Raw genomic sequence first — 19,576 nt, forward strand, 5'->3', positions numbered from 1 at the left:
CCTCAAGCCCGTCCCACCTGTACCCCCCGCACCCGCACGGGCACACAGGCGTGGGTCATCTGGGCGATCTGGAGGGGTTCCCCCTTCCCGCAGAAACAGGTCCCCTGCTGCTCCAACGCCGCCGCTGGCCCGATCGCATCCACCGCGTGCCAAAATTCCGTTGTGGCCGCCTGATAGGTCACATCCTTCAACATCCCCACGCACCGCCCTCGTTCAATTTTCCAAAACGCATCTCCGCCAAACTGGAAATTCCGCCGCTGCTGGTCGATGGAAAAACTGCCAATCCCATCAATCAAAATCCCATTGTCCGTATCCGCAATCATTTCCGCCAGGGTCGCCGTGTGGGACCCGCCCACTGGCCCTGGCTCTAGCCCCAGGTTGGGAATCCGCACCATTGGCACACTGGCCCAACTATCGGCATAGGCACAGCCCCGGCTCCCCCCTTGCCCCAGGCGGTGGGCCGTCTCCCGATCGCTGAGGTAATCGACCAAGACGCCATCCTTGACCACATACCACTCCTGGGCCGGTACCCCTTCATCGTCATAGGCCATCGTACTGCGTCCGCCGGGTTGGGTGCGATCGGCGCGGAAATTCACCCACGGCGCGGCATACGGTAACTGCCCCAGCAAATCCGGGGTTGCGAAACTGGTGCCCGCAAAATTGGCCTCATAGCCATAGACCCGATCGAGTTCCGTGGGATGGCCAACCGATTCGTGAATCGTCAAGTAAAGATGGGCAGGGGTCAGGATCAGGGTTAGTGGCTCACCCTGGGGACCTCTGGGGGCCTGAACCTTGGCGATCGCCTCCGTGGCCACACGCTCGATCTGGGCCAAGAGATCCGTGGCATCAATGTGTTCATACCCCCGATTGAGGGGAGGCCGCTCATAGCTGCGACTTTGGGCATCCCCCGCCGCGATCGCCGTTGCCCGAAAACCGGCATGACTGCGGTAGAGCACTTGGTGGATCTGGGCGCCTTCGGTGGAGGCGAACCACTGCTCGGTACGGGTAAACCGCAGGGACGCAGAGGCTTTTTTGAGGCCCCGATCGCTGTAGCGCAGCAGGCGATCGGTAATTGTTAACAACAGCTCGGCCTTCGTCTCGACTGGAACCGCAAACGGATCAAGCGCGATTGGCGTCACATAATCATCTCGATAGGCAGCGACGGGAGCCAGGTGTACCCGGTGTTGTTGCGATAGCCGACTACCCTGGGCAATCGCGATCGCCAAGGCAACCACCCGCTCCACCTCCGCCAGGGTCCGATGGGGGCTAGCGGCGAATCCCCAAGCCCCCTCCCACAAAACGCGTACCCCAAAACCACAACTCTCGTGATCGGACAGTTGCCCTAGGGAACGATCATAGGCCAGCAGGGATTGATGGCGATCGCAGCGCACCCGAATATCCCCATATTCACAGCCGGCCTGCTGCATTTGGGCGATCGCATGGGCCGCAAGGTCAGTCGCCGGAACCGAGGTTGAGCGGGCAACAGGTGCTCGTACCATAAATCGTCTCACTGGAAAGAAGTGTCAACCACTGTCTTTATCCTGACATCCTCCCGTCACGGATGGACGCAGGGGCCGCTTGCAGTTGCAATTTTCGAGTACGGATTGGCTTCAGATCCCAGTGTATGATCGGGGATGGGATCGCTAGTGCCCCGACCCCGATCTACCCTTTTCCGACTTGGCCCATGAACCCCCAACGCTACAAACCCTTGCGGTCAATATTGAGCATCACCCTGTTTATCATCCTAAGCTTGGGGGTGGCCGCACTCAGCCTGAACTTGCTTTTGGCCCTGGCACATCGCTGGCTTTAAGTGTCATGCACCGTGAATCGCTACCGGAGTCGCTACCGGAACGTCCGCATCCCGGCAATGCCTGGACCGATCTGCATGCCCGCCTGCATCGCACCCTCCGCCAACGCAAACTGGTGGAGCCGATGGCTCGGCTGCTGGTGGCTGTCTCCGGTGGCCAAGATTCCCTATGCTTGATCAAGTTAATGCTGGATTTGCAATTACTTTGGCAATGGGAGTTAGCCATCGTCCACTGTAACCACGGTTGGCGTGAGGACGCCACCGCTAATGCCGATTGGGTGGCTAAACTGGCCCAGGATTGGCAATTGCCCTTTTTCCTAGAAACGGCGGTGTCTCCCCCCAGTAGTGAGGCTGCCGCCCGCGACTGGCGTTACCAGTGCTTTACGCGCCTTGCCGAGGAACATTACTATGCCTACGTCCTCACCGCCCACACCCAAAGCGATCGGGCGGAAACCCTTCTTTATAACCTTATCCGGGGCAGTGGGACCGATGGTCTGCCAGCCCTGACGTGGCTACGACCCCTCTCGCCCCAAGTCCAATTGGTGCGCCCGTTGCTAGAGTTCAGCCGCCAAGAAACCGGGCAATTCTGCCAACAGCAACACCTAACCGTGTGGGAGGATGAGACCAATCGCTCACTGGGCCAAGCCCGCAACCGCATTCGTCTGGATCTGATCCCCTACCTCCAAACCCACTTCAACCCCCAGGTGGAACAGGCCCTCGCCCAGACGGCGGAACTGTTACGGGCCGATATTGAGTACCTGGAGGCCGTCACGGAAGTTCTGCGCAAACGTGCCGAGTTGGCCCCCGAATCCCCCCAGCAGCGGACCGTGATTGATCGCCTGTTATTACGCACGGCGCCCCTAGCCCTACAGCGCCGGGTTGTGCGCCAGATTCTCCAGCAGGTGTTGCCCTGTGCCCCCAGCTATCAGCATATCGAAAAGCTGCTGTTGCTCTTCTATGCGCCCAACAAGTCCCGCACAGACCCCTTCCCTGGGGGCTTGATTGCGACGGTGAGTGACGATCGTATTTACCTACTAGAGGGGCGATCGGTGCCGGCGGAATAAGCAATTACCCTTGGCTATGTTGCTTATAGGCGGCCCACCCCCCAAAGTGGGAAATATCGGGCCAGTTATACTGCTCAACCACCTCCCGGGGATAGAGCATGGCCGTGATTTCCTCCCCGTCTTCGAGGATGACCTTGCCCGCATAGAGATTGGGCGGTTCAGAGGCCAAAAGATGATCGTATTGCTCTTGGGTGAGCGCATACACCTCGCCAGGGATGGCAATCCCCCCGCTCTCGACGGCATAAACCCCTGGATGCCAGCCATCACCCACGGCGTGCATTCGGTAGTTAGGTTGGGTTTTGGTGGCTTTGATGAAGGTAGCCGCTTGCAGATGGTGGTGATCGGGTTGGCCCCGTAAGGCTGAACCACAGATGAAAAAGCGATGGCTGTTGGCAGAATTGGTCATGGGGTGCGCATTCTCCGGAACTTAGGGACGCGATCAGGCGTGATCAAGGCGTGCGGCGCATCATTAGCGCATAGTTAATTAATTATCCAACGTTTGTCGTGCTGGCTGGGGAATAGCCCAACCCATAGGAATGGGATGGGGCAAGGGCGCGGCTAGGCGATCGTCCCGCGTCCTGCGAGGTTCTGGAGATCGGCTCCCGTGAGACGGGTAATGCGCCAGTCGGGCAGAACCGTGGCCCCTAATTGCTGATAAAAGGCGATTGCGGGTTGGTTCCAGGCCAATACACTCCACTCAAAGCGCCCATAGCCTCGTTCAACGGTCAGCTTAGCAAGCGCTTGGAAAAAAGCTGTACCAATGCCTTGGCGACGATAGGCGGGCAACACAAACAGGTCCTCAAGGTATAGGCCTGGTTGGGTTAAAAAACTGGAATAGGTGGTAAAAAACAGGGCAAAGCCCACCCGTTCTTCCCCCACCGTGGCCACTAGGGCTTCAGCATAGGGCGTTGGGCCAAATAGGTGCTCGGCTAGGGCGTCAGGGCTATTGTTCACCGTATGGGCCAGCTTTTCATACTCTGCTAGGGCCAAAATCAAGTCAAAAAGGTGGGGCACATCCTCAGGAACCGCAGGACGAATGGTAAAGGCGATCGCAGACATATCGTAATGAGCCTAATGGGCCAAATTGAACGCTGGCAGGGAGACGCTGCGCGAACGGGCTGAGCCAGTCGCGAGCACTCATCTTAAGCTGGACGATGCACTAGCTTACCACCCTGAAAGCGCCCTTCAGGGTCTCCCAGACAGGGTAAGGGTGGGCGAAAACCCCTCAACCAAGTGTCCCTTTAGGGAGTCCGAGCCGCACGGAAAGGGGCAAGCGAGGGGATAAGATTGCAAGTTCACGCCAATGGGGTTTCACCAGTCCACTAAACTAGGGATTGACTCATTTGGACAGGCTATGGCATTGGGGAAAACCTATGGACGCTGCGGCACTTTGGCAACGCTATCAAGACTGGCTTTATTACCACGCAGGACTTAACTTCTATCTCGATGTCAGTCGGATGCGCTTTAGTCCGGAGTGGCTGGCTCGTTTGGAACAGCCTTTTGCCAAAGCATTTGCCGCAATGGCTGCTTTGGAAGCGGGGGCGATCGCCAATCCGGATGAAAACCGGCGGGTGGGCCACTACTGGTTACGGGACCCCGATCTAGCTCCAGAGGCCGAGACGCGCCAGCAAATTGTCGATTCCCTCACCCAGATCGATGCCTTTGTGCGCCAAATCCATCGCCAGGAGGTCCGTCCTCCAGGCGCATTCAAGTTTACCGATCTGCTGGTCATTGGCATTGGCGGATCGGCTTTGGGGCCCCAGTTCGTTGCCGCTGCCCTTGCCCCGGACCCTGCCCCCCTGGCTATCCACTTTATTGACAATACCGATCCCGCTGGGATCGATCGCCTGCTGGCATCCCTGAAGGACCGGCTCAAAAGTACCCTAGTCATTATCATCAGCAAATCCGGCGGTACGCCCGAAACCCGCAACGGGATGTTGGAAGTACAAGCAGTCTACAAACAACTGGGCTTGGACTTTGCCAAACACGCCGTCGCTATCACTATGGCGGGCAGTCAACTATCCCGACAAGCCGCCGCCGAACGCTGGTTGGGCGAATTTGCCATGTTCGACTGGGTGGGCGGACGCACCTCGGAACTATCTGCCGTAGGGCTACTGCCTGCCGCCCTGCAAGGGATTGATATCCACGCCATGCTGGCCGGGGCTAAGGAGATGGATCAGGCCACCCGTGTGCCCTTAATCGAGCAGAATCCAGCCGCCCTACTGGCCCTCAGTTGGTACTATGCTGGAGACGGCAAGGGCCTCAAGGATATGGTCATCCTGCCCTACAAGGATAGCCTGCTCCTGTTCAGCCGTTATTTGCAACAGTTGGTCATGGAATCCCTCGGCAAAGAAACCGATCTGGCGGGGCAGGTGGTTAACCAGGGGATCGCCGTTTACGGCAACAAGGGGTCAACCGATCAACATGCCTATGTCCAACAATTACGGGAGGGGATTCCCAACTTCTTTGTGACGTTTATTGAGGTATTGAAGGACCGATCGGGACCCTCGATCGAGATTGAACCCGGTATTACCTCTGGAGACTTCCTGTCCGGCTTTTTACAGGGGACCCGGCAGGCATTGTACGACAACCACCGGGATTCGGTAACCTTAACCGTCCCCGACGTGGAACCGCGCACCGTAGGTGCCCTCATTGCCCTCTATGAACGGGCGGTGGGCCTCTATGCTTCGTTGGTCAATATCAATGCCTATCACCAGCCAGGAGTGGAAGCTGGAAAGCGGGCCGCCGCATCCGTGCTAGCCCTACAAAGCCAGGTGGTGGCTACCCTTCAGGAGGCCAGTGCCCCCTTGTCACTCGCTGACTTGGCTGATCGCGTTGGAGCTGCCGATCAGGTAGAAACCATCTATAAAATTGTGCGTCACCTCGATGCTAACCATCGCCATCTGAAGTTAGTCGGCGATCGGGGCCAACTAGCTAGTCTGAAGGTCACGATCGTGTAAAGAGACCTTTTAGACCTCCGAGGTTTTTAAAAACCTCGGAGGTCTAGGGAATTAAAACCGCACTTTATACAGTTGGAAAATCTCGCCCTCCTGACGGCCCATAATCTTACCGCCCACCTGCTTGATCAGACGCTCCCAAGCCGCGATCGTCGCCAGTTGCACCTCCGCCCCCAAATAGGTTTCTAAGATAGCCCAATCCTCAGCCAGGGGGGCATCGGGATTGAGGACATCAAATACCAAGTAGCCTTGGGGTTTCAGGACGGGTTTCACGGCGGTCATCACGGCCTCCCAATAGGCAAGGGAATAGTAACAACTAAACCCGGTGGCGATCGCCCAATCGAACTGACCCGGTGCATAATCCAACTGGTGGGCAGGCTGTAGCCGTACCCCCTTGAATAACTTCGAGTTCAATTGCGGTGCCCGCTGGTTTAGAGCGGTCTGCGCCACGCTGCTAATATCCTGGCCATAGAAAAAAGCCCCCCAGTCCCGCCAGGGATAGATCAGAAAACTCACCCCGCAACCCAGGTCTAGGCAAACTTGACGTTTCTTGGGTAGGGCTAACTCCCAAAAGGGGGAGGCAATCCGAGCGGCGAGGGCCCCGGTTTGCCAGTCAGCATAGAGAGAAAGGCTGGCAGCCTCCGGGGGCAACACAACCGCCTCCCCTTGGTACTCGCGGTTATAGCGCTGGGCAACGGCGGTAAACTGCGCTGACCAGTCGGCGGGTGGGGAGGCCTGACCGAAGCTCTGGTGGGGCTGATGGGGTTTCGGCATGGGGTTACGACTGAACGGCAAGGGGGATGTCCCGTTTGGCGACTCGCACCAGTTGGTACACCCCGGCCCGATGGCTAGTTTGGTAAGTACTAGGAGACAGGTGTAAGTCCTCCTCAAGTTGGGACGGATAGGCGAGGAGCAGAATGGAGTCCATCCGAGACGGGGAAGCCGCTGTTGCCGGGGCCTGGTTGGCTGGGGCAACCCCAGCCGCAGGCGAGATCTTGGCCTGCTCAGTGTGTTGTTGCAAATACTTGCGGATCTGGCTAGCCGTGCGCAGGTAGGTAATCGGTTGCTGGGTATAAAATACCAGGCTGGGCTTCTTGAAGCCCATCATGATGACTTCCTCATCGGGGTGGCGAATCGTCACGATCGTCGCCGCCAGTTGCCGCAGGGGTAGTTGCCGATGGACATCAACGAGGTGGTAGGTCGGTTGTAGGGTGAACAGGATAAAGGCCACAAACGCAACCACATTGATCCCCCAAAGCCAGTGGCTTTGTTGCCGCAGGAGTAAGGCCACAGCGGCAAGCGTGGCTACCCCCCAAATGCCAACCCCCCAAGCAGGCGCACCGGAGGCCACAAAGACTTCGGGAAATTCCGGCATCACCGGGTCGCCCCCTAACCAGTTGGGGCTGAAATACAGGGCGATCGCCAGCATCGCCATCAGTACCACCGTGCTCCCATGACTCCAAGCAAACAGAGACCGCCAAAACCGCGACACGCCCGATTTCCCTGGGGCCGGGGAGCTTGGGGCAGCTTGCCACATTTCTTCGATCAGCAGGGCAACTAACACAGCGGCAGCAGGCATCAGGGGCAAGACATAGCTCGGCAGCTTGGTCACCGCAAGGGTAAAAAAGCCAAAGACACTCACAAACCAGAAGCCCGCAAACAAGCCTAAGTGCTGGGAGCGCGGTGCCGCTTGCCAGATCGATCGCTGCCAAATCCTAAGCCGTAATAGGGCTGCTGGCAGATAGGCCGACCAGGGCGCAAACCCAATAGCCACCACTAAAAAATAGAAATACCAGGGAGCCGAATGGTTATTGACGACACGGGTAAACCGTTCCACATTGTGGTAACCAAAAAAATCCGCGATATAGGCTTCCCCATTGGCCCAAATCACCAGGGTGTACCAGGGCAGGGCGATCGCGGCCACCAAGAGGCCCCCCTTGAGGGGCTGCATTTCCTGCCAGAGGGCACGGAACTGCCCTAAGTACAAGGCAAACAGGCTGAGCGTCAGAGCCGGTAAGACCAGACCCACCGGTCCCTTGGTCAGCACTGCTAGGGCAATCAAGAGATAGGCAGCCAAATACCAACGCTGTTTTAGCCGCAGATCGGGTTGGGCATACCCCAGGAAAAAGGCAAACAAGGCCGATCCCATACAGCCCGTCAGGAGCATATCCGACACGCCCACTCGGCCCCACACCATCATCTCTGGTCCCAGGGCCATCACCGCAATCCCGATCCACGCCGTGAGCCACGATCGACTAAAACGGGCCAGGGTATAGCCCCCAAAACCCACGACCCCCAAGGCCGCTAGGGCTGAGGGTAGGCGTACCGCCCACTCATTCACCCCAAGCGTCCGGTAGGCGATGGCCATTAACCAATAGATTAGGGGGGGCTTATCAAAGCGGTGCTCGCCATTGAAATAGGGGGTGAGCCAATCCCCCGTCACCGTCATCTGACGAGCCGCTTCCGCAAACAAGGGTTCAGTCTCGTCCAATAACCCGGTACTCCCCAAATGCCATAGGAAGACGATTCCACCCAGCAGCACCACCCAGGCAACCGACAACAGCCAGAGGAAGGGGGGACGCTGCTCCCAGGTGACGGGGATGAACCCCAACCGACGATTAAAACTTAACTTCATGCAATGACAGCGCCAGCAACACGGATCATCCAGACCCTACTTTACTCTGCTTTTCTCCCTAAGCTCAAAGAGAACTCAAGGTAAGGCTATCGTAGCTACCCCCGCGCCCCGCCCCGATCGGGGGTGCAACGACCGGCACCGGGTGCAGTTGGGTGTAAAGCGCTTGAACCTGGGACCAATCGTAGGGGAAGGGCGGTGTCAGAGGCCGATAATCGCGGGGATCGGTGGGGCCATGCCGCAAAACGGCGTTAACCAGCAGGCAAGGGTCGGTCCCCAGGTTAATTGCCCCGTGGGGAATTCCCGGCGGAATTTTCACCACCTGGGGCTGGCGATCGCTGAGGGCGAAATACTGATAGCGGCGATTCTGCAAGGTAATCAGGATAAAGCTTCCCTTCACCACCAACAGTTGATCGGTTTGGAAGTGATGCACAAACAGATCATCAATCGCCCCAGCCGGGACCTGCACTAACATGGTTTCATGGCTGGCTTGGGGAGTGTAAAAAACCGCCATACCACTGGCGATCGAATCCAGTGGGTGTACCTCGACCTGAGCAGTGAGTCCCATCAAAACCTCCCCTTAAGGATGACTCCCTCTATGGTAACCCATAAAATTTTAATAAATGTAATAAAACAGACGATGGTGGACGATATGTGGTAAAGAAGTATTTTTGAGAATTAGGGAGCAGGAGACTGCCCGCCCGCAAGGGTCTGTTATGCAAGTCCGATATGCGTAAAATAAAGGGTTGTCGGGTTGTCGGTTGGCATCGCGCTGGCGAGAGCCAACACGTTTACTGCACGCTTACGGAGGGTGTTGGGTTGCACCGCGTTTGACCCAACCGACCCAATTAACCCTGGCAGACGACTAAATGACGGGGAGGCCAAGTCAGGCAAGGTTAGGCCGCGATTGCTGTTGCACGGTCAACCCACCACCAAGAAATACCGCTAAGCTTGTTCGTAGCTAAGGGATTCCGGGCCTGCATCGCGGTGGGAATATCAGGTGGGAATATCAACAGTTCTGGTTAGTGCCAATGACGAGTCTTCTGTACCAGGAGCAGTCCTTCGGGATCATCCCGATGGGGTGTCGAGGGTCCGAGGTCCGCTTTCTCCTTATCCAACACCACGCTGGCCACTGGGGCTTTCCCAAAGGACATGCGGAGGCAGGCGAGACGGCGCTAGAAACGGCTTGTCGGGAATTTGAAGAGGAAACGGGCATTACCCACTATCAGCCGTTCACCGCCCCAACCTGGCAAGAGCGCTACCATACCTACAAGCAGGGCAAACCGATCGTGAAACAGGTGACCTATTTCCTCGCGATCGTCGCTCAGGAACAGGTTACCATTCAGGCCAAGGAGATTCAGGCCTATGCTTGGGATACCTTGAGCGAGGCGCTGAACCGCCTAACCTATCCGACGAGCCGGACGCTCCTAGCCCAGGTGGGGCAATACCTCGCGTCGCCTGCCTCGCCCCTCCCCCGCTCCGAACAATGGCCACGATAAACAGGTTGCAGCGATGAACCCTTGCTGCCGAGCAGAAGCGTAGTTTTTATGAACTGGCAACCCCATCAAATTGTCTATCTTCAAGTCGATCGGGTACGGCTCTTTGCAGAGGTGATTCAGGTTGTTGTCGATCGCCAAGTCCTATGGCTACGTCCACTGGCCCTAAAGGTGCCGGATGAGTCAGATGCCCGCGCGGCTGATGTAACCGTAGCGACGAATGTCGATGCCAATCATGCCTGCTCAGATAGGGGTGGCGGGGATCATGGGCGCTCCGTTATCCATGACCTGCGCCAGGGGAGCGATCTCCTTTGGCCGATGACGTGGGTACAGCCCGCATTAGATATAGACGCCATCCCGGTCATCGCTGCCTTGGGACCCGAATCGCCGAAGCTAGATCCGCCCAATCGGATTGCCCATCAGCACCTTTGCCACTTTATCCAGCAACTCTATCGCCAGCAGTTTGGTGCTGAATAGGTGACTAGCATCCGTTGCCCACAAGGGCCAACGAACATTTTATGGGGATATCCAAGAGTCGCTACCCCAGGATGCGTGGAGACAGGGTTATAGGCTACCCAAAAGGGGGTCTTGTCCGAGGAAGGCAGAGCGAGGGACCAACTGAATCCGGCCCGCATCCATCTCATCCATCAGGAGTTCGAGGGCCTCATAATCCGTGTCTGAGATATAGCCTAGGCGGGTTAATTCACGATTGATCGCGGCCTCAATCTCCGGAGTTAACCGCTTGAAGTACAGCGCCTTTTCAACCAGTAATCGAATAGCATGGGAGGGATTCATAGGATACACCAATGGGGGTATGCTGACTATCTTCGGTGAAGACTATGACCGGGTATATGACGTGGAAGCGTGAGGAATGGTGATTTCTTAAAGGGCACGCCGTGATCGATATCACAGGCATAGGCGAGGTTCGTCTGGGCTAACAACCCTGCCCAACCTGGCTTAATCCAGAGGCGGCTATATGCCTAGGCCAACCGGAGTGGCCTACACGGGAATGGCCACCCTGATCACAGGGCCGAGCTAAAGGTCCCACACCCACTAGGTCCAATCATGGACTGTCCCGATCTGGATGAGCCGTGATCTCGTCCAGACACGACGATGACATAGGCGACAACTGGACAGAGACGACTGCACAGAAAGCTGAGGAACGCACCACTGAGGCAGTTAGGACAGCCATCGCCACTGGCTCAACTCAAGATCTATTGACTAGGGGATAGTATCCTAGCACATTGCACCGGGCCGCCATCAACTGACAATGGCAACGACATATTTTTTGAACAACTGTAACTAAAGTCAATGGCAACGTCGAGGCAACGGTCAAAAACGATAAATGCCTGATAAATGCTTACTGAGGGGATACACCCCCCATACCCCTGAGCCTATTAGCACGACGAACGACCTCATTTATGCTGAATGGGGTGTACGTCATATTCCTAAGGTTGCCATAAAAATGACCACCCTAACCCCACTCAAGCTGGATGATGGTACAGAAATTTACATTGAAACCCGTGATGACCTGATGCTTGCGATGCCCAATGGGGCAATGACCTCCGGTGAGGCTCAGCGAGGCGGGGCTAAGGGCAATGGAAGTGTTCCCAATTTCAAGCTCATCGAGGGTGCGATCCGGGCCTATACCCATTCCACCCTTAACGCGTTTCGAGAGCTGGCGATCGCTGACGTGGACAAGGTGACGCTGGAGTTTGGGGTGGCGGTCAGCGGCATGACAGGTATTCCATACATTGCTACGGGTGAGGCGGGCTGCAATATGCGAGTTACCGTTGAGTGTCACTTCCGCTCTCCCCACTAAGTTAGGAGTTGCCTGAGTGGCCCCAAAAATGCAACTCACCCTGCGTCGCGGTTCCGGAAATCTGCAACTAACAGTGGGCACCCGCCAAGATTGCTTTATTCCTCCCTAGGCAGCAGCCACTAAGCTTTTTGCTTGAGCTGGTAGCGGCGCAAATAGGTCAGCCCTGCTCCTGCCAGGAAAAGACCCGCGAGGAGTGATGGTTCGGGTACGCCCTCAGCGCCATAGCCGCGATAACTACTTTCACCGGAGTAGCCATCGTAACCGGCATATTTATTCTCGTAGTAGGATTGGCCCTCAGCAAAGATGCCATCGGTGACAACCTGAGCGCTGGCTCGCTGGGGTGCGCCCACGATGCCCCCTCCTAACAATCCTAATGCCAAGATGAGTGACACGGCTCGAACAGGCGGGCGAGACTGGCGGGAGGGAAAGCGTTTCATAATCGTTATATCCAAAACTGGAGCCACACTTCCCATTGTGGAGGCTACCTGGGGGACCGACAAGCCCCACGCCTTAAACTTCTATGATGTTTCGATGAAGTTTGCCCCAGGTTGCCCCCATGACGCCCCCCCTTACTGATACCATTTTGGCCCAAATACCGGGAAATCCCCAGCAGGGACTTGCCCAGGCCGATCGCCTCTGGCAGTCCCTACGCCAGGGCCATCTGCCCATTCCCTCGGTGGTCCACGGGGCCGAGCGCGCCCTTGGGGAAGGGGAGTGGGATGTGATCATTAGTGGGGGGACATTGGGGATTTTTGTGGGGGTCACCTTGGCCCAACAGGGCTGGCGGGTGGTCTTGCTGGAGCGGGGAGCGCTACGCGGTCGGGCGCAGGAGTGGAATGTATCCCGATCGGAGTTGCAGGTTTTCCTCGACCTGGGAATGCTCTCGCCTCCGGAGTTGGCCCAGGCGATCGCAACGACCTATAATCCTGCCCGCATCAGCTTCCTGGGGGGAGCTGACTATTGGGTACGGGATGTCCTCAATCTGGGGGTTGACCCAGTCTATCTACTAGAGGTGCTGAAGCAACGCTTTCTGGCTGCCGGGGGGCGATTGTTGGAAAATACTGAGTTTGCGGGGGTTACCCTGCACCCGGATGGCGTAGCGGTGACGGTCACCCCGCGATCGGGATCGTTACCCTCACCAGAGCAGCCTGCCGTCGCCCAAGTCGTGCTGCGGGGACGGTTATTACTGGATGCAATGGGCCACTTCTCTCCGATCGCCCGTCAGGCGCGCCAGGGACAGCCCCCTGATGGTATTTGCCTGGTGGTTGGCACCTGCGCCCAGGGGTTTCCCCAGAACGAAACAGGGGATTTACTGGTGTCTTTGACGCCGATTCAGAACCACTGTCAATACTTCTGGGAAGCGTTCCCGGCGCGGGATGGCCGCACGACTTACCTCTTTACCTACGTGGATGCCCACCCCGATCGCCCCAGTTTGGCCGATTTGTTTGAAGATTACCTGCGGCTATTGCCCGCCTACCAAGCTGTGGCGCTGACCGACCTGCAATGGCAACGTGCCCTATTTGGGGTGTTCCCCAGTTACCGCCAAAGTCCCCTCCGCTTACCCTGGGGGCGGATTCTGCCCATTGGTGACAGTAGCAGTAGCCAGTCCCCCCTCAGTTTTGGCGGCTTTGGGGCGATGTTGCGACACCTGCCACGGCTCTCAACCGGCATTGATGAAGCTCTGCGCTACGATCGCCTCGATCGCGCCGCCTTGCAAGGCTTGCAACCCTATCAGCCCAACCTGGCCGTCACCTGGCTGTTTCAGCAGACAATGAGCGTGCGCCTTGACCAAACCCCCGCTCCGGACCAGATCAACCACCTGCTCAATGCCATTTTTGGCGGGATGGTGGCAGCGGGGGATGGGGTGCTCAAACCGTTTTTGCAGGATGTGATCCAATTCCCCGCCCTATCGGTTGCCCTATCCCAAGCCGCTTGGCGTCATCCAGGGTTAATTTTCCAACTCCTGCCCCAGGTGGGACCGATCGCCCTGCTTGACTGGTCCCGACATTATCTGAATCTGGGCACCTATGCCGCCCTCGCCCCCTTGGCCAAGGCGTTATCGCCTTGGGTCCAACATCTTCCCCCTAGCGCCCAATACACCTGCCATCGCTGGCAAGATGCCTGGATTTATGGCTCTGGCAACGATCGTCCCCCTCCTGACCCGCGAGACTAACCCTAAGCACCAACAGACGCCTACCGCAGGCCAAATCGCCCAACCTGCGCCGAGTCTCAAAACCCACCTCGCAAGCAAGCCCAGAACTCGAAGCCTTCACCTTAGCCCAGTTCTGTTGTCACTACCCTCTCGAAATATCAAAAAATGTAAACTTCCTTAAAAACTCCGACCATTCTGTTCATGCCCGCTACAGTGATAAGTAGGGCAAATGCTTAGCCAGCAAAGCATTTAAAGTTTATGTCGAAAGATTAAGAGAAGTTGAATTTTTCATTCTAAATCGATATACTTGCGACGGTTTTGGTATCTGGAACTACACACAACGTTGGTCAGAGAGGGTAAGCACATTGGCTAGAAGACGTAAGCGGAAGAGCCGTCGTCGCCAGGAGGGACGTCGGATTCTAGAAATGGTGCCTCAGTATAGCATCGAAAGCGGCGAGGATAAGCCTGTTACGGCAGCCCGTAAATTTATCCACGATCAAGGAATCACACCTCCTGCCTTGTTACTGGTTCGGCGCAACGAACACACCACCGATCGCTACTTCTGGGCCGAGAAGGGGCTATTCGGCGCTCAGTACGTTGAGGAGAACCATTTTTTGTTCCCCAGTTTGCGAACATCAGAGGATGACGCTAGTAAGTTTTCCCTGACATCACCTTTGCGCTAGCTATTGTTAAGGCAGTATACCGCCTTAAATTGTAAAAGCCGTATACAAATTTACCGAATATACGCGATCTCGTGACTCTACCCTCATCGGAGTGACGGGATTTTTTATGGTACACCTTGGTAGGCGTCTCTATTGTAGGCGTCTCCGTCTTAGAAGCTGTTTAAGGGGTTTAAGCGTCTAGAGACCGGTGAGTGGCCGACTAAAGGCGTGACGACCAACGGCGGCGGGTGGGGTGGACGCTCGGAGTATTGTTGCTTATCACTGTGGTTTGATGGGGCGCTGAGTTCCATTTCGCTTTATGGCCAAGGGTGAAACAGCCGCGAGAGCTATCCCACCCGTGTTCTCCCCCATCGCTGCGCTTTTAGCGAATGCGCCACCAGCGCAATAGGGTGCGCCTAACGAAAGGAGGCACTCCCGTTTGTCCCATTGCCATTCCCCCCAGGGATGGCGGTTAAGGGCATTCCGGTGGCCTGGGAAGTGGCTACCGCCATATTGGGTGGGACAGCTTTCACAGTCGAGGTTTTCTTGAAGATGGCCACACCTAGGGGCGGTACCCGGACTTCCAACGCATAGGGCCAGGGGCTATGGTGCCACTCACGGGCCTCAACCCCGTTGGGATGGATCACGTCACTGCCGCCGTAGCAGAGGGCATCGGTATTGATCAGTTCGGTATAGTGTCCCGGTTCCCGTACCCCCAGCCAATAGTTGTGCTCCACTTGGGGCTTAAAGTTGCAGACCACAATCACCTGATCCTGGAAGTCCTTGGACTTGCGGATAAAGCTGAGCATCTTGCGCCCAGAGTCGTTACAGTCGATCCACTCGAAACCGTCATAGTGGAAGTCATTGGTATAGAGGGCCGGTTCGCGGCGATAAAGCTGGTTGAGATCCTGGATTAGTTTCTTGACGCCGATGTGCGGGTCGTAGTTGAGCAGCCACCAGTCGAGATCGTTGTGGACGTTCCACTCGCGGGTTTGGCCGAATTCCATACCCATGAACAAGGTCTTCTTGCCGGGATGGGTATAGAGGAAGCCAAAGAGGGCACGGACATTGGCCATCTTTTGCCAGTCATCCCCCGGCATTTTCTGGAAGAGGTGCCCCTTGCCATGCACGACTTCATCGTGGGAGAGGGCCAGCATGAAGTTTTCCGTGAAGGCGTAGAGGAGGCTAAAGGTTAGCTTATTGTGGTGGTTGGAGCGCTCGTCATGGTGGGCATGGAAATAGCGAAGGGTATCGTTCATCCAGCCCATGTTCCACTTGAAGTTAAAGCCCAAGCCGCCATCCCAATCGGTGGGGCGGGAGACGTTAGCCCAGGTCGTGGATTCCTCGGCGATCGACAATGCTCCTGGGTAATATTCAAAAATTGCCTCATTCAGTTGCTTGAGGAACTGCACCCCCTCAATATTTTCGCGGCCCCCGTATTGGTTGGGGAGCCACTGCCCCGCCGGACGTTCATAGTCGCGGTAGATGATCGAGGCGACGGCGTCCACCCGAATCCCATCAATGTGGTACTTCTCGAACCAGAAGAGGGCACTGGCCACGAGGAAATTGCGGACCTCATTGCGGCCATAGTTAAAGGCTAGGGTCCCCCACCCCTTGTGTTCGCCGATGCGGGGGTCGGCATGTTCGTAAAGGTGGGTACCATCAAAGCGGGCGAGGCCGTGGGCATCCTTGGGAAAGTGCCCCGGAACCCAGTCGATGACGACGCCAATGCCTTCCTGGTGGCAGCGATCGACGAAATACATAAAATCTTGTGGCGTCCCAAAGCGGGATGTGGGAGCATAGAAGCCCACCACTTGATACCCCCAGGAGCCATCAAAGGGGTGCTCCGTGACGGGTAGTAGTTCGATGTGGGTATAGCCCATCTCCTTGACGTAGGGGAGGAGTTTATCCGCCAGCTCCCGGTAGGTGAGGAAGCGGGCACCGGGCTTTTCGGAGATGGGTACCGGTGTGCCGCCAGCCGGCGGTGGGTTTTCGAGACTGGTGTGCAACCAGGAACCCAGGTGAACCTCATAGATCGAAATGGGTTGCTGAAGGGGATCGGTTTGCCGTCGTTGGGCGAGCCATGCCTGATCATGCCAGGTGTAGCTGAGGTCCACCACGATCGACGCCGTGGCCGGTCGTAATTCTTGGTAAAAGCCGACGGGATCAGTTTTAAAGTACCAGTGGTTATATTGGCTTCGGATCGCAAATTTATAGATCGTGCCTAACTTGAGGTCAGGGATGAAGGTTTCCCAGACCCCCAGGCTATTGGCATGCATGGGATGCTTATCCACTCCCCAGTCGTTGAAGTCGCCCACCACACTGGCGGCTGAGGCGTTCGGTGCCCAAACGGCAAAATGCACACCGGTCACCCCCTTCTGTTTCACCTGATGGGCACCCAGCTTGTCATAAAGCTGATAGTGTTTGCCCTGACCGAAGAGGTAGAGGTCAAAGTCGCTGAACAGGCTGCCTGGAAGAGTTTCTGTGTTATACATGCTCAATTTGCGTTCGCGAAGCGTTTTTACGAAAATAACCTTAAATTTTCTTAAACTCTAGTTTTCCCTGAAGGCCCCCCCCTTGGCAACCGCATCTTCCCAATCGATCATGATTAATTCTGATGGCGGGCACTGCTGTCGCCGATCGCCGGGGGGACAATCCGGTGAAAGCGATGGAACACCTTCGCAACCATGAGATTCGCTTAATGTGTATTGCTCTACACACTTCAAGGGGCGAGTGGCATTAGACTGAGGTGGGTAATCGACGGTACCCATCACCGCTATTATTGCCGACGCGGGTTGCTTTGCGATCGCCATCCCACTCGTTGCGTACTGGTCAGTCCCTTGTGACCTCCTCCCTCAAACCTGGGTCTTCCGTACAATTGGGTGCGTCAATGCCCTGGCATCACACGCATTTCAAGCGGGCGGGAGATCGAACGGTAATGCTGACGGTGATACCCACGGAGATACGGGCGATAGGTTAATGGTGCTCTGGATAGGTGCTGACGGATGTTGACAGGAACGCTTGGGAGGCTGCTGGCAATACCATTGCGAGGGGAATCTTATGACTGACGCGGCTGAAACGGTGACCGATGCGGTATCCAGAGATGATCCGGGATCGCCATCCCTAGTGGCGGATGTGCTGAAGCCACCCGATCTCGAGATTGTCCAAATGAGTAAGCACTTTGGTAGCTTGGTGGCGCTAGATCAGGTTTCACTGCATCTTAAACCGGGTACTTTCCATGCCTTGCTGGGGGAAAACGGAGCGGGCAAAAGTACCCTCGTCAAATGCATCATGGGCTTTTATACGCCAACCGCTGGGGAGGTGTTAATTGATGGGCAGGTGCGTCCGATTCACAGCCCACGGGATGCCCACCACTATGGCATTGGTATGGTTTACCAGCACTTTACTTCGGTGCCGGCGATGACGGTTGCCGAGAATTTAGTGCTTTCCCGCTATGACGATCGCCCCATTATCCAGTGGCAGAAGGAATATGATGCCCTGCGGGCGTTTTTGGAAAACTCACCCTTTCAGGTGCCGTTAGATGTGCCCGTTGGTCAACTGGCGGCGGGGCAAAAGCAAAAGCTGGAAATCCTCAAGCAACTGTACCTCCAGAGCCGAATCTTAATTCTGGATGAACCCACCTCAGTCTTGACGCCCCAGGAGGCGGATGAGGTCTTGGGGCTGCTGCGGCAGGAGGTAACCGCAGGGCGGCTCAGTGTCCTGTTGATTACCCACAAGTTCCGGGAGGTCAATACCTTTACCGATGCCGTGACCGTGTTGCGGCGGGGCAAACTGGCGGGGAGTGGCTTGGTTAAGGATCTCTCGGTGGCTGACCTCACCCAGATGATGCTGGGGGAAAGCCGGGAAGTCAAGGCTGTCGCCAAGGCGGCGATCGCTCCCATCCCCTCGGTTCTGGCCATCCACGACCTCCATGCCAACAAGGACAATGGTCTCCCGGCGGTCAAGGGGGTTTCCCTGGCGGTACATGGGGGTGAAATCGTCGGCATCGCGGGGGTGTCGGGTAATGGCCAGCGGGAATTGGTGGAGGTCTTGGCGGGGCAACGTCCGGCGACCTCAGGCCATGTATTGGTCAATGGTGACCTTTACCGTGCGACCCGCAAGGAAATGGCTGAGCATGGTGTCTTTGCCCTACCGGAGGAACCCCTACGGAATGCCTGTGTTCCCCACATGAGTGTGGCGGAAAACCTTGCCCTGCGGACCTTCGATCAGCCTCCCCAGGCGGCAGTGGGGGTCTGGTTAGTCTTGAAAAGCATTCGCAAACGGGCACGGGACCTGATTAATACCTTCGCCGTCAAAACGCCCTCGGAAAATACCCCGATCGGCAACCTGTCGGGGGGCAATGTCCAGCGGGCCGTCCTCGCACGGGAGTTATCTTCTGAAACCATCAAACTCCTGATTGCGGCGAATCCTTGTTTTGGCCTCGACTTTGCGGCGGTTGAGTACATTCACAACCAGATTGTGGCGGCACGCAATCGCGGGGTGGCCGTCCTGCTCATCAGCGAAGACCTGGATGAACTCATGGCCCTCGCCGATCGCATCCTGGTGATGAGTGAAGGCCGTTTTGTCTACGAGAGTCCCGTTGCTGAGGCCGATCTAGCCACGATCGGTCAACGGATGGCAGGTCATTAGGTTTGAATGTTGAATGTTGAATTAGCCCAAAGAGGCCAGGGGGGTTATGGCTGCGATCGCTGCTGAACCGTATTCCTACGAACTGCCCGCCCAGGGGGGGGTCGCCCTATTGATTATTGATATGCAACGGGACTTTCTGGAGCCAGGGGGCTTTGGGGAGAGCCTGGGTAATCAGGTGGAACGCTTACACGCGATCGTCCCGGCGGTACAACGGCTGCAAGCGGCGTTCCGTCAGTGGCAATTACCGATTTTCCAAACGGTGGAAGGGCACCAGCCCGATTTGTCCGACTGTCCACCCTCAAAACGGCGACGGGGGCGGGGGGCGCTGACGATC

The 19,576-nt window shown here is 56.7% G+C and carries 18 protein-coding genes; 9 read left to right on the forward strand and 9 right to left on the reverse strand.

Features of this window, described 5'->3' with window-relative positions; translation table 11 throughout:
- Positions 1-2: 2 nt before the first annotated feature.
- On the reverse strand, positions 3-1,499 hold the full coding sequence (locus tag ACWIUF_RS01420) for a TldD/PmbA family protein (RefSeq protein ID WP_448570389.1): 1,497 nt from the start codon (positions 1,497-1,499) through the stop codon (positions 3-5).
- Between the two features lie 316 nt (positions 1,500-1,815).
- On the opposite strand from ACWIUF_RS01420, the gene tilS reads away from it, so the two are divergent.
- Complete coding sequence (gene tilS / locus ACWIUF_RS01425) at positions 1,816-2,871, forward strand: tRNA lysidine(34) synthetase TilS (RefSeq protein ID WP_448570390.1); 1,056 nt, start codon at positions 1,816-1,818, stop codon at positions 2,869-2,871.
- A 4-nt stretch (positions 2,872-2,875) separates the two neighbouring features.
- On the opposite strand, the gene ACWIUF_RS01430 is transcribed toward tilS, so the two are convergent.
- On the reverse strand, positions 2,876-3,277 hold the full coding sequence (locus tag ACWIUF_RS01430) for an allophanate hydrolase-related protein (protein WP_448570391.1): 402 nt from the start codon (positions 3,275-3,277) through the stop codon (positions 2,876-2,878).
- Between the two features lie 152 nt (positions 3,278-3,429).
- The gene (locus ACWIUF_RS01435) at positions 3,430-3,930 is read right to left on the reverse strand and encodes an N-acetyltransferase family protein (protein ID WP_448570392.1); all 501 of its coding nucleotides are present in this window, start codon (positions 3,928-3,930) and stop codon (positions 3,430-3,432) included.
- 314 nt (positions 3,931-4,244) lie between these two features.
- On the opposite strand from ACWIUF_RS01435, the gene ACWIUF_RS01440 reads away from it, so the two are divergent.
- Positions 4,245-5,831: a glucose-6-phosphate isomerase gene (locus ACWIUF_RS01440; protein WP_448570393.1), complete on the forward strand. Its 1,587-nt coding sequence runs from the start codon at positions 4,245-4,247 to the stop codon at positions 5,829-5,831.
- Between the two features lie 51 nt (positions 5,832-5,882).
- Here ACWIUF_RS01440 and ACWIUF_RS01445 read toward each other — a convergent pair whose 3' ends face one another.
- The 3 genes from ACWIUF_RS01445 to ACWIUF_RS01455 all read right to left on the reverse strand — a co-directional run bounded on the left by ACWIUF_RS01445 (position 5,883) and on the right by ACWIUF_RS01455 (position 9,028).
- Entirely contained in the window at positions 5,883-6,602 is a 720-nt protein-coding gene (locus ACWIUF_RS01445) for a class I SAM-dependent methyltransferase (protein ID WP_448570394.1), read from the reverse strand.
- 4 nt (positions 6,603-6,606) lie between these two features.
- Positions 6,607-8,463: an ArnT family glycosyltransferase gene (locus tag ACWIUF_RS01450; RefSeq protein ID WP_448570395.1), complete on the reverse strand. Its 1,857-nt coding sequence runs from the start codon at positions 8,461-8,463 to the stop codon at positions 6,607-6,609.
- A gap of 64 nt (positions 8,464-8,527) precedes the next feature.
- Positions 8,528-9,028, reverse strand: a complete 501-nt coding sequence (locus tag ACWIUF_RS01455; protein WP_448570396.1) for a dTDP-4-dehydrorhamnose 3,5-epimerase — start codon at positions 9,026-9,028, stop codon at positions 8,528-8,530.
- A 463-nt stretch (positions 9,029-9,491) separates the two neighbouring features.
- Here ACWIUF_RS01455 and ACWIUF_RS01460 point away from each other — a divergent pair, with 463 nt between their 5' ends.
- Both ACWIUF_RS01460 and ACWIUF_RS01465 read left to right on the forward strand, forming a co-directional pair.
- Positions 9,492-9,959, forward strand: coding sequence for a bis(5'-nucleosyl)-tetraphosphatase (locus tag ACWIUF_RS01460; protein WP_448570397.1), 468 nt, complete (start codon positions 9,492-9,494; stop codon positions 9,957-9,959).
- Between the two features lie 48 nt (positions 9,960-10,007).
- The gene (locus tag ACWIUF_RS01465) at positions 10,008-10,433 is read left to right on the forward strand and encodes a hypothetical protein (protein ID WP_448570398.1); all 426 of its coding nucleotides are present in this window, start codon (positions 10,008-10,010) and stop codon (positions 10,431-10,433) included.
- 87 nt (positions 10,434-10,520) lie between these two features.
- On the opposite strand, the gene ACWIUF_RS01470 is transcribed toward ACWIUF_RS01465, so the two are convergent.
- Positions 10,521-10,751 carry a hypothetical protein gene (locus ACWIUF_RS01470; protein WP_448570399.1) on the reverse strand — a complete coding sequence of 77 codons (231 nt, stop codon included), beginning with the start codon at positions 10,749-10,751 and terminating at the stop codon, positions 10,521-10,523.
- 670 nt (positions 10,752-11,421) lie between these two features.
- On the opposite strand from ACWIUF_RS01470, the gene ACWIUF_RS01475 reads away from it, so the two are divergent.
- Positions 11,422-11,778, forward strand: coding sequence for a CU044_2847 family protein (locus tag ACWIUF_RS01475; protein WP_448570400.1), 357 nt, complete (start codon positions 11,422-11,424; stop codon positions 11,776-11,778).
- 119 nt (positions 11,779-11,897) lie between these two features.
- On the opposite strand, the gene ACWIUF_RS01480 is transcribed toward ACWIUF_RS01475, so the two are convergent.
- On the reverse strand, positions 11,898-12,215 hold the full coding sequence (locus ACWIUF_RS01480) for a PEP-CTERM sorting domain-containing protein (RefSeq protein ID WP_448570401.1): 318 nt from the start codon (positions 12,213-12,215) through the stop codon (positions 11,898-11,900).
- A gap of 119 nt (positions 12,216-12,334) precedes the next feature.
- Between ACWIUF_RS01480 and ACWIUF_RS01485 the strand changes: the two genes are divergently transcribed.
- Both ACWIUF_RS01485 and ACWIUF_RS01490 read left to right on the forward strand, forming a co-directional pair.
- Positions 12,335-13,951 carry an FAD-dependent oxidoreductase gene (locus ACWIUF_RS01485; RefSeq protein WP_448570402.1) on the forward strand — a complete coding sequence of 539 codons (1,617 nt, stop codon included), beginning with the start codon at positions 12,335-12,337 and terminating at the stop codon, positions 13,949-13,951.
- Between the two features lie 344 nt (positions 13,952-14,295).
- On the forward strand, positions 14,296-14,613 hold the full coding sequence (locus ACWIUF_RS01490; protein WP_448570403.1) for a DUF3155 domain-containing protein: 318 nt from the start codon (positions 14,296-14,298) through the stop codon (positions 14,611-14,613).
- Positions 14,614-15,008: 395 nt separating this feature from the next.
- On the opposite strand, the gene glgB is transcribed toward ACWIUF_RS01490, so the two are convergent.
- Positions 15,009-17,087, reverse strand: coding sequence for a 1,4-alpha-glucan branching protein GlgB (gene glgB / locus ACWIUF_RS01495; RefSeq protein ID WP_448570404.1), 2,079 nt, complete (start codon positions 17,085-17,087; stop codon positions 15,009-15,011).
- A gap of 565 nt (positions 17,088-17,652) precedes the next feature.
- Between glgB and ACWIUF_RS01500 the strand changes: the two genes are divergently transcribed.
- Both ACWIUF_RS01500 and ACWIUF_RS01505 read left to right on the forward strand, forming a co-directional pair.
- Positions 17,653-19,242, forward strand: coding sequence for an ABC transporter ATP-binding protein (locus ACWIUF_RS01500; protein ID WP_448570405.1), 1,590 nt, complete (start codon positions 17,653-17,655; stop codon positions 19,240-19,242).
- Positions 19,243-19,288: 46 nt separating this feature from the next.
- The coding region (locus tag ACWIUF_RS01505; protein WP_448570406.1) for a cysteine hydrolase family protein at positions 19,289-19,576 on the forward strand (288 nt) is incomplete at its 3' end.

Source organism: Trichothermofontia sp. (assembly GCF_053493415.1).

Excerpts from the sequence above, each read along its gene's own strand:
- ACWIUF_RS01440 (WP_448570393.1), top strand. The coding sequence starts at position 4,245 with ATGGACGCTGCGGCACTTTGGCAACGCTATCAAGACTGGCTTTATTAC.
- ACWIUF_RS01480 (WP_448570401.1), bottom strand. The coding sequence starts at position 12,215 with ATGAAACGCTTTCCCTCCCGCCAGTCTCGCCCGCCTGTTCGAGCCGTG.
- ACWIUF_RS01420 (WP_448570389.1), bottom strand. The coding sequence starts at position 1,499 with ATGGTACGAGCACCTGTTGCCCGCTCAACCTCGGTTCCGGCGACTGAC.
- ACWIUF_RS01435 (WP_448570392.1), bottom strand. The coding sequence starts at position 3,930 with ATGTCTGCGATCGCCTTTACCATTCGTCCTGCGGTTCCTGAGGATGTG.
- ACWIUF_RS01465 (WP_448570398.1), top strand. The coding sequence starts at position 10,008 with ATGAACTGGCAACCCCATCAAATTGTCTATCTTCAAGTCGATCGGGTA.
- ACWIUF_RS01470 (WP_448570399.1), bottom strand. The coding sequence starts at position 10,751 with ATGAATCCCTCCCATGCTATTCGATTACTGGTTGAAAAGGCGCTGTAC.
- ACWIUF_RS01475 (WP_448570400.1), top strand. The coding sequence starts at position 11,422 with ATGACCACCCTAACCCCACTCAAGCTGGATGATGGTACAGAAATTTAC.
- ACWIUF_RS01500 (WP_448570405.1), top strand. The coding sequence starts at position 17,653 with ATGACTGACGCGGCTGAAACGGTGACCGATGCGGTATCCAGAGATGAT.
- ACWIUF_RS01485 (WP_448570402.1), top strand. The coding sequence starts at position 12,335 with ATGACGCCCCCCCTTACTGATACCATTTTGGCCCAAATACCGGGAAAT.
- ACWIUF_RS01460 (WP_448570397.1), top strand. The coding sequence starts at position 9,492 with ATGACGAGTCTTCTGTACCAGGAGCAGTCCTTCGGGATCATCCCGATG.
- glgB (WP_448570404.1), bottom strand. The coding sequence starts at position 17,087 with ATGTATAACACAGAAACTCTTCCAGGCAGCCTGTTCAGCGACTTTGAC.
- tilS (WP_448570390.1), top strand. The coding sequence starts at position 1,816 with ATGCACCGTGAATCGCTACCGGAGTCGCTACCGGAACGTCCGCATCCC.
- ACWIUF_RS01455 (WP_448570396.1), bottom strand. The coding sequence starts at position 9,028 with ATGGGACTCACTGCTCAGGTCGAGGTACACCCACTGGATTCGATCGCC.
- ACWIUF_RS01445 (WP_448570394.1), bottom strand. The coding sequence starts at position 6,602 with ATGCCGAAACCCCATCAGCCCCACCAGAGCTTCGGTCAGGCCTCCCCA.
- ACWIUF_RS01430 (WP_448570391.1), bottom strand. The coding sequence starts at position 3,277 with ATGACCAATTCTGCCAACAGCCATCGCTTTTTCATCTGTGGTTCAGCC.
- ACWIUF_RS01450 (WP_448570395.1), bottom strand. The coding sequence starts at position 8,463 with ATGAAGTTAAGTTTTAATCGTCGGTTGGGGTTCATCCCCGTCACCTGG.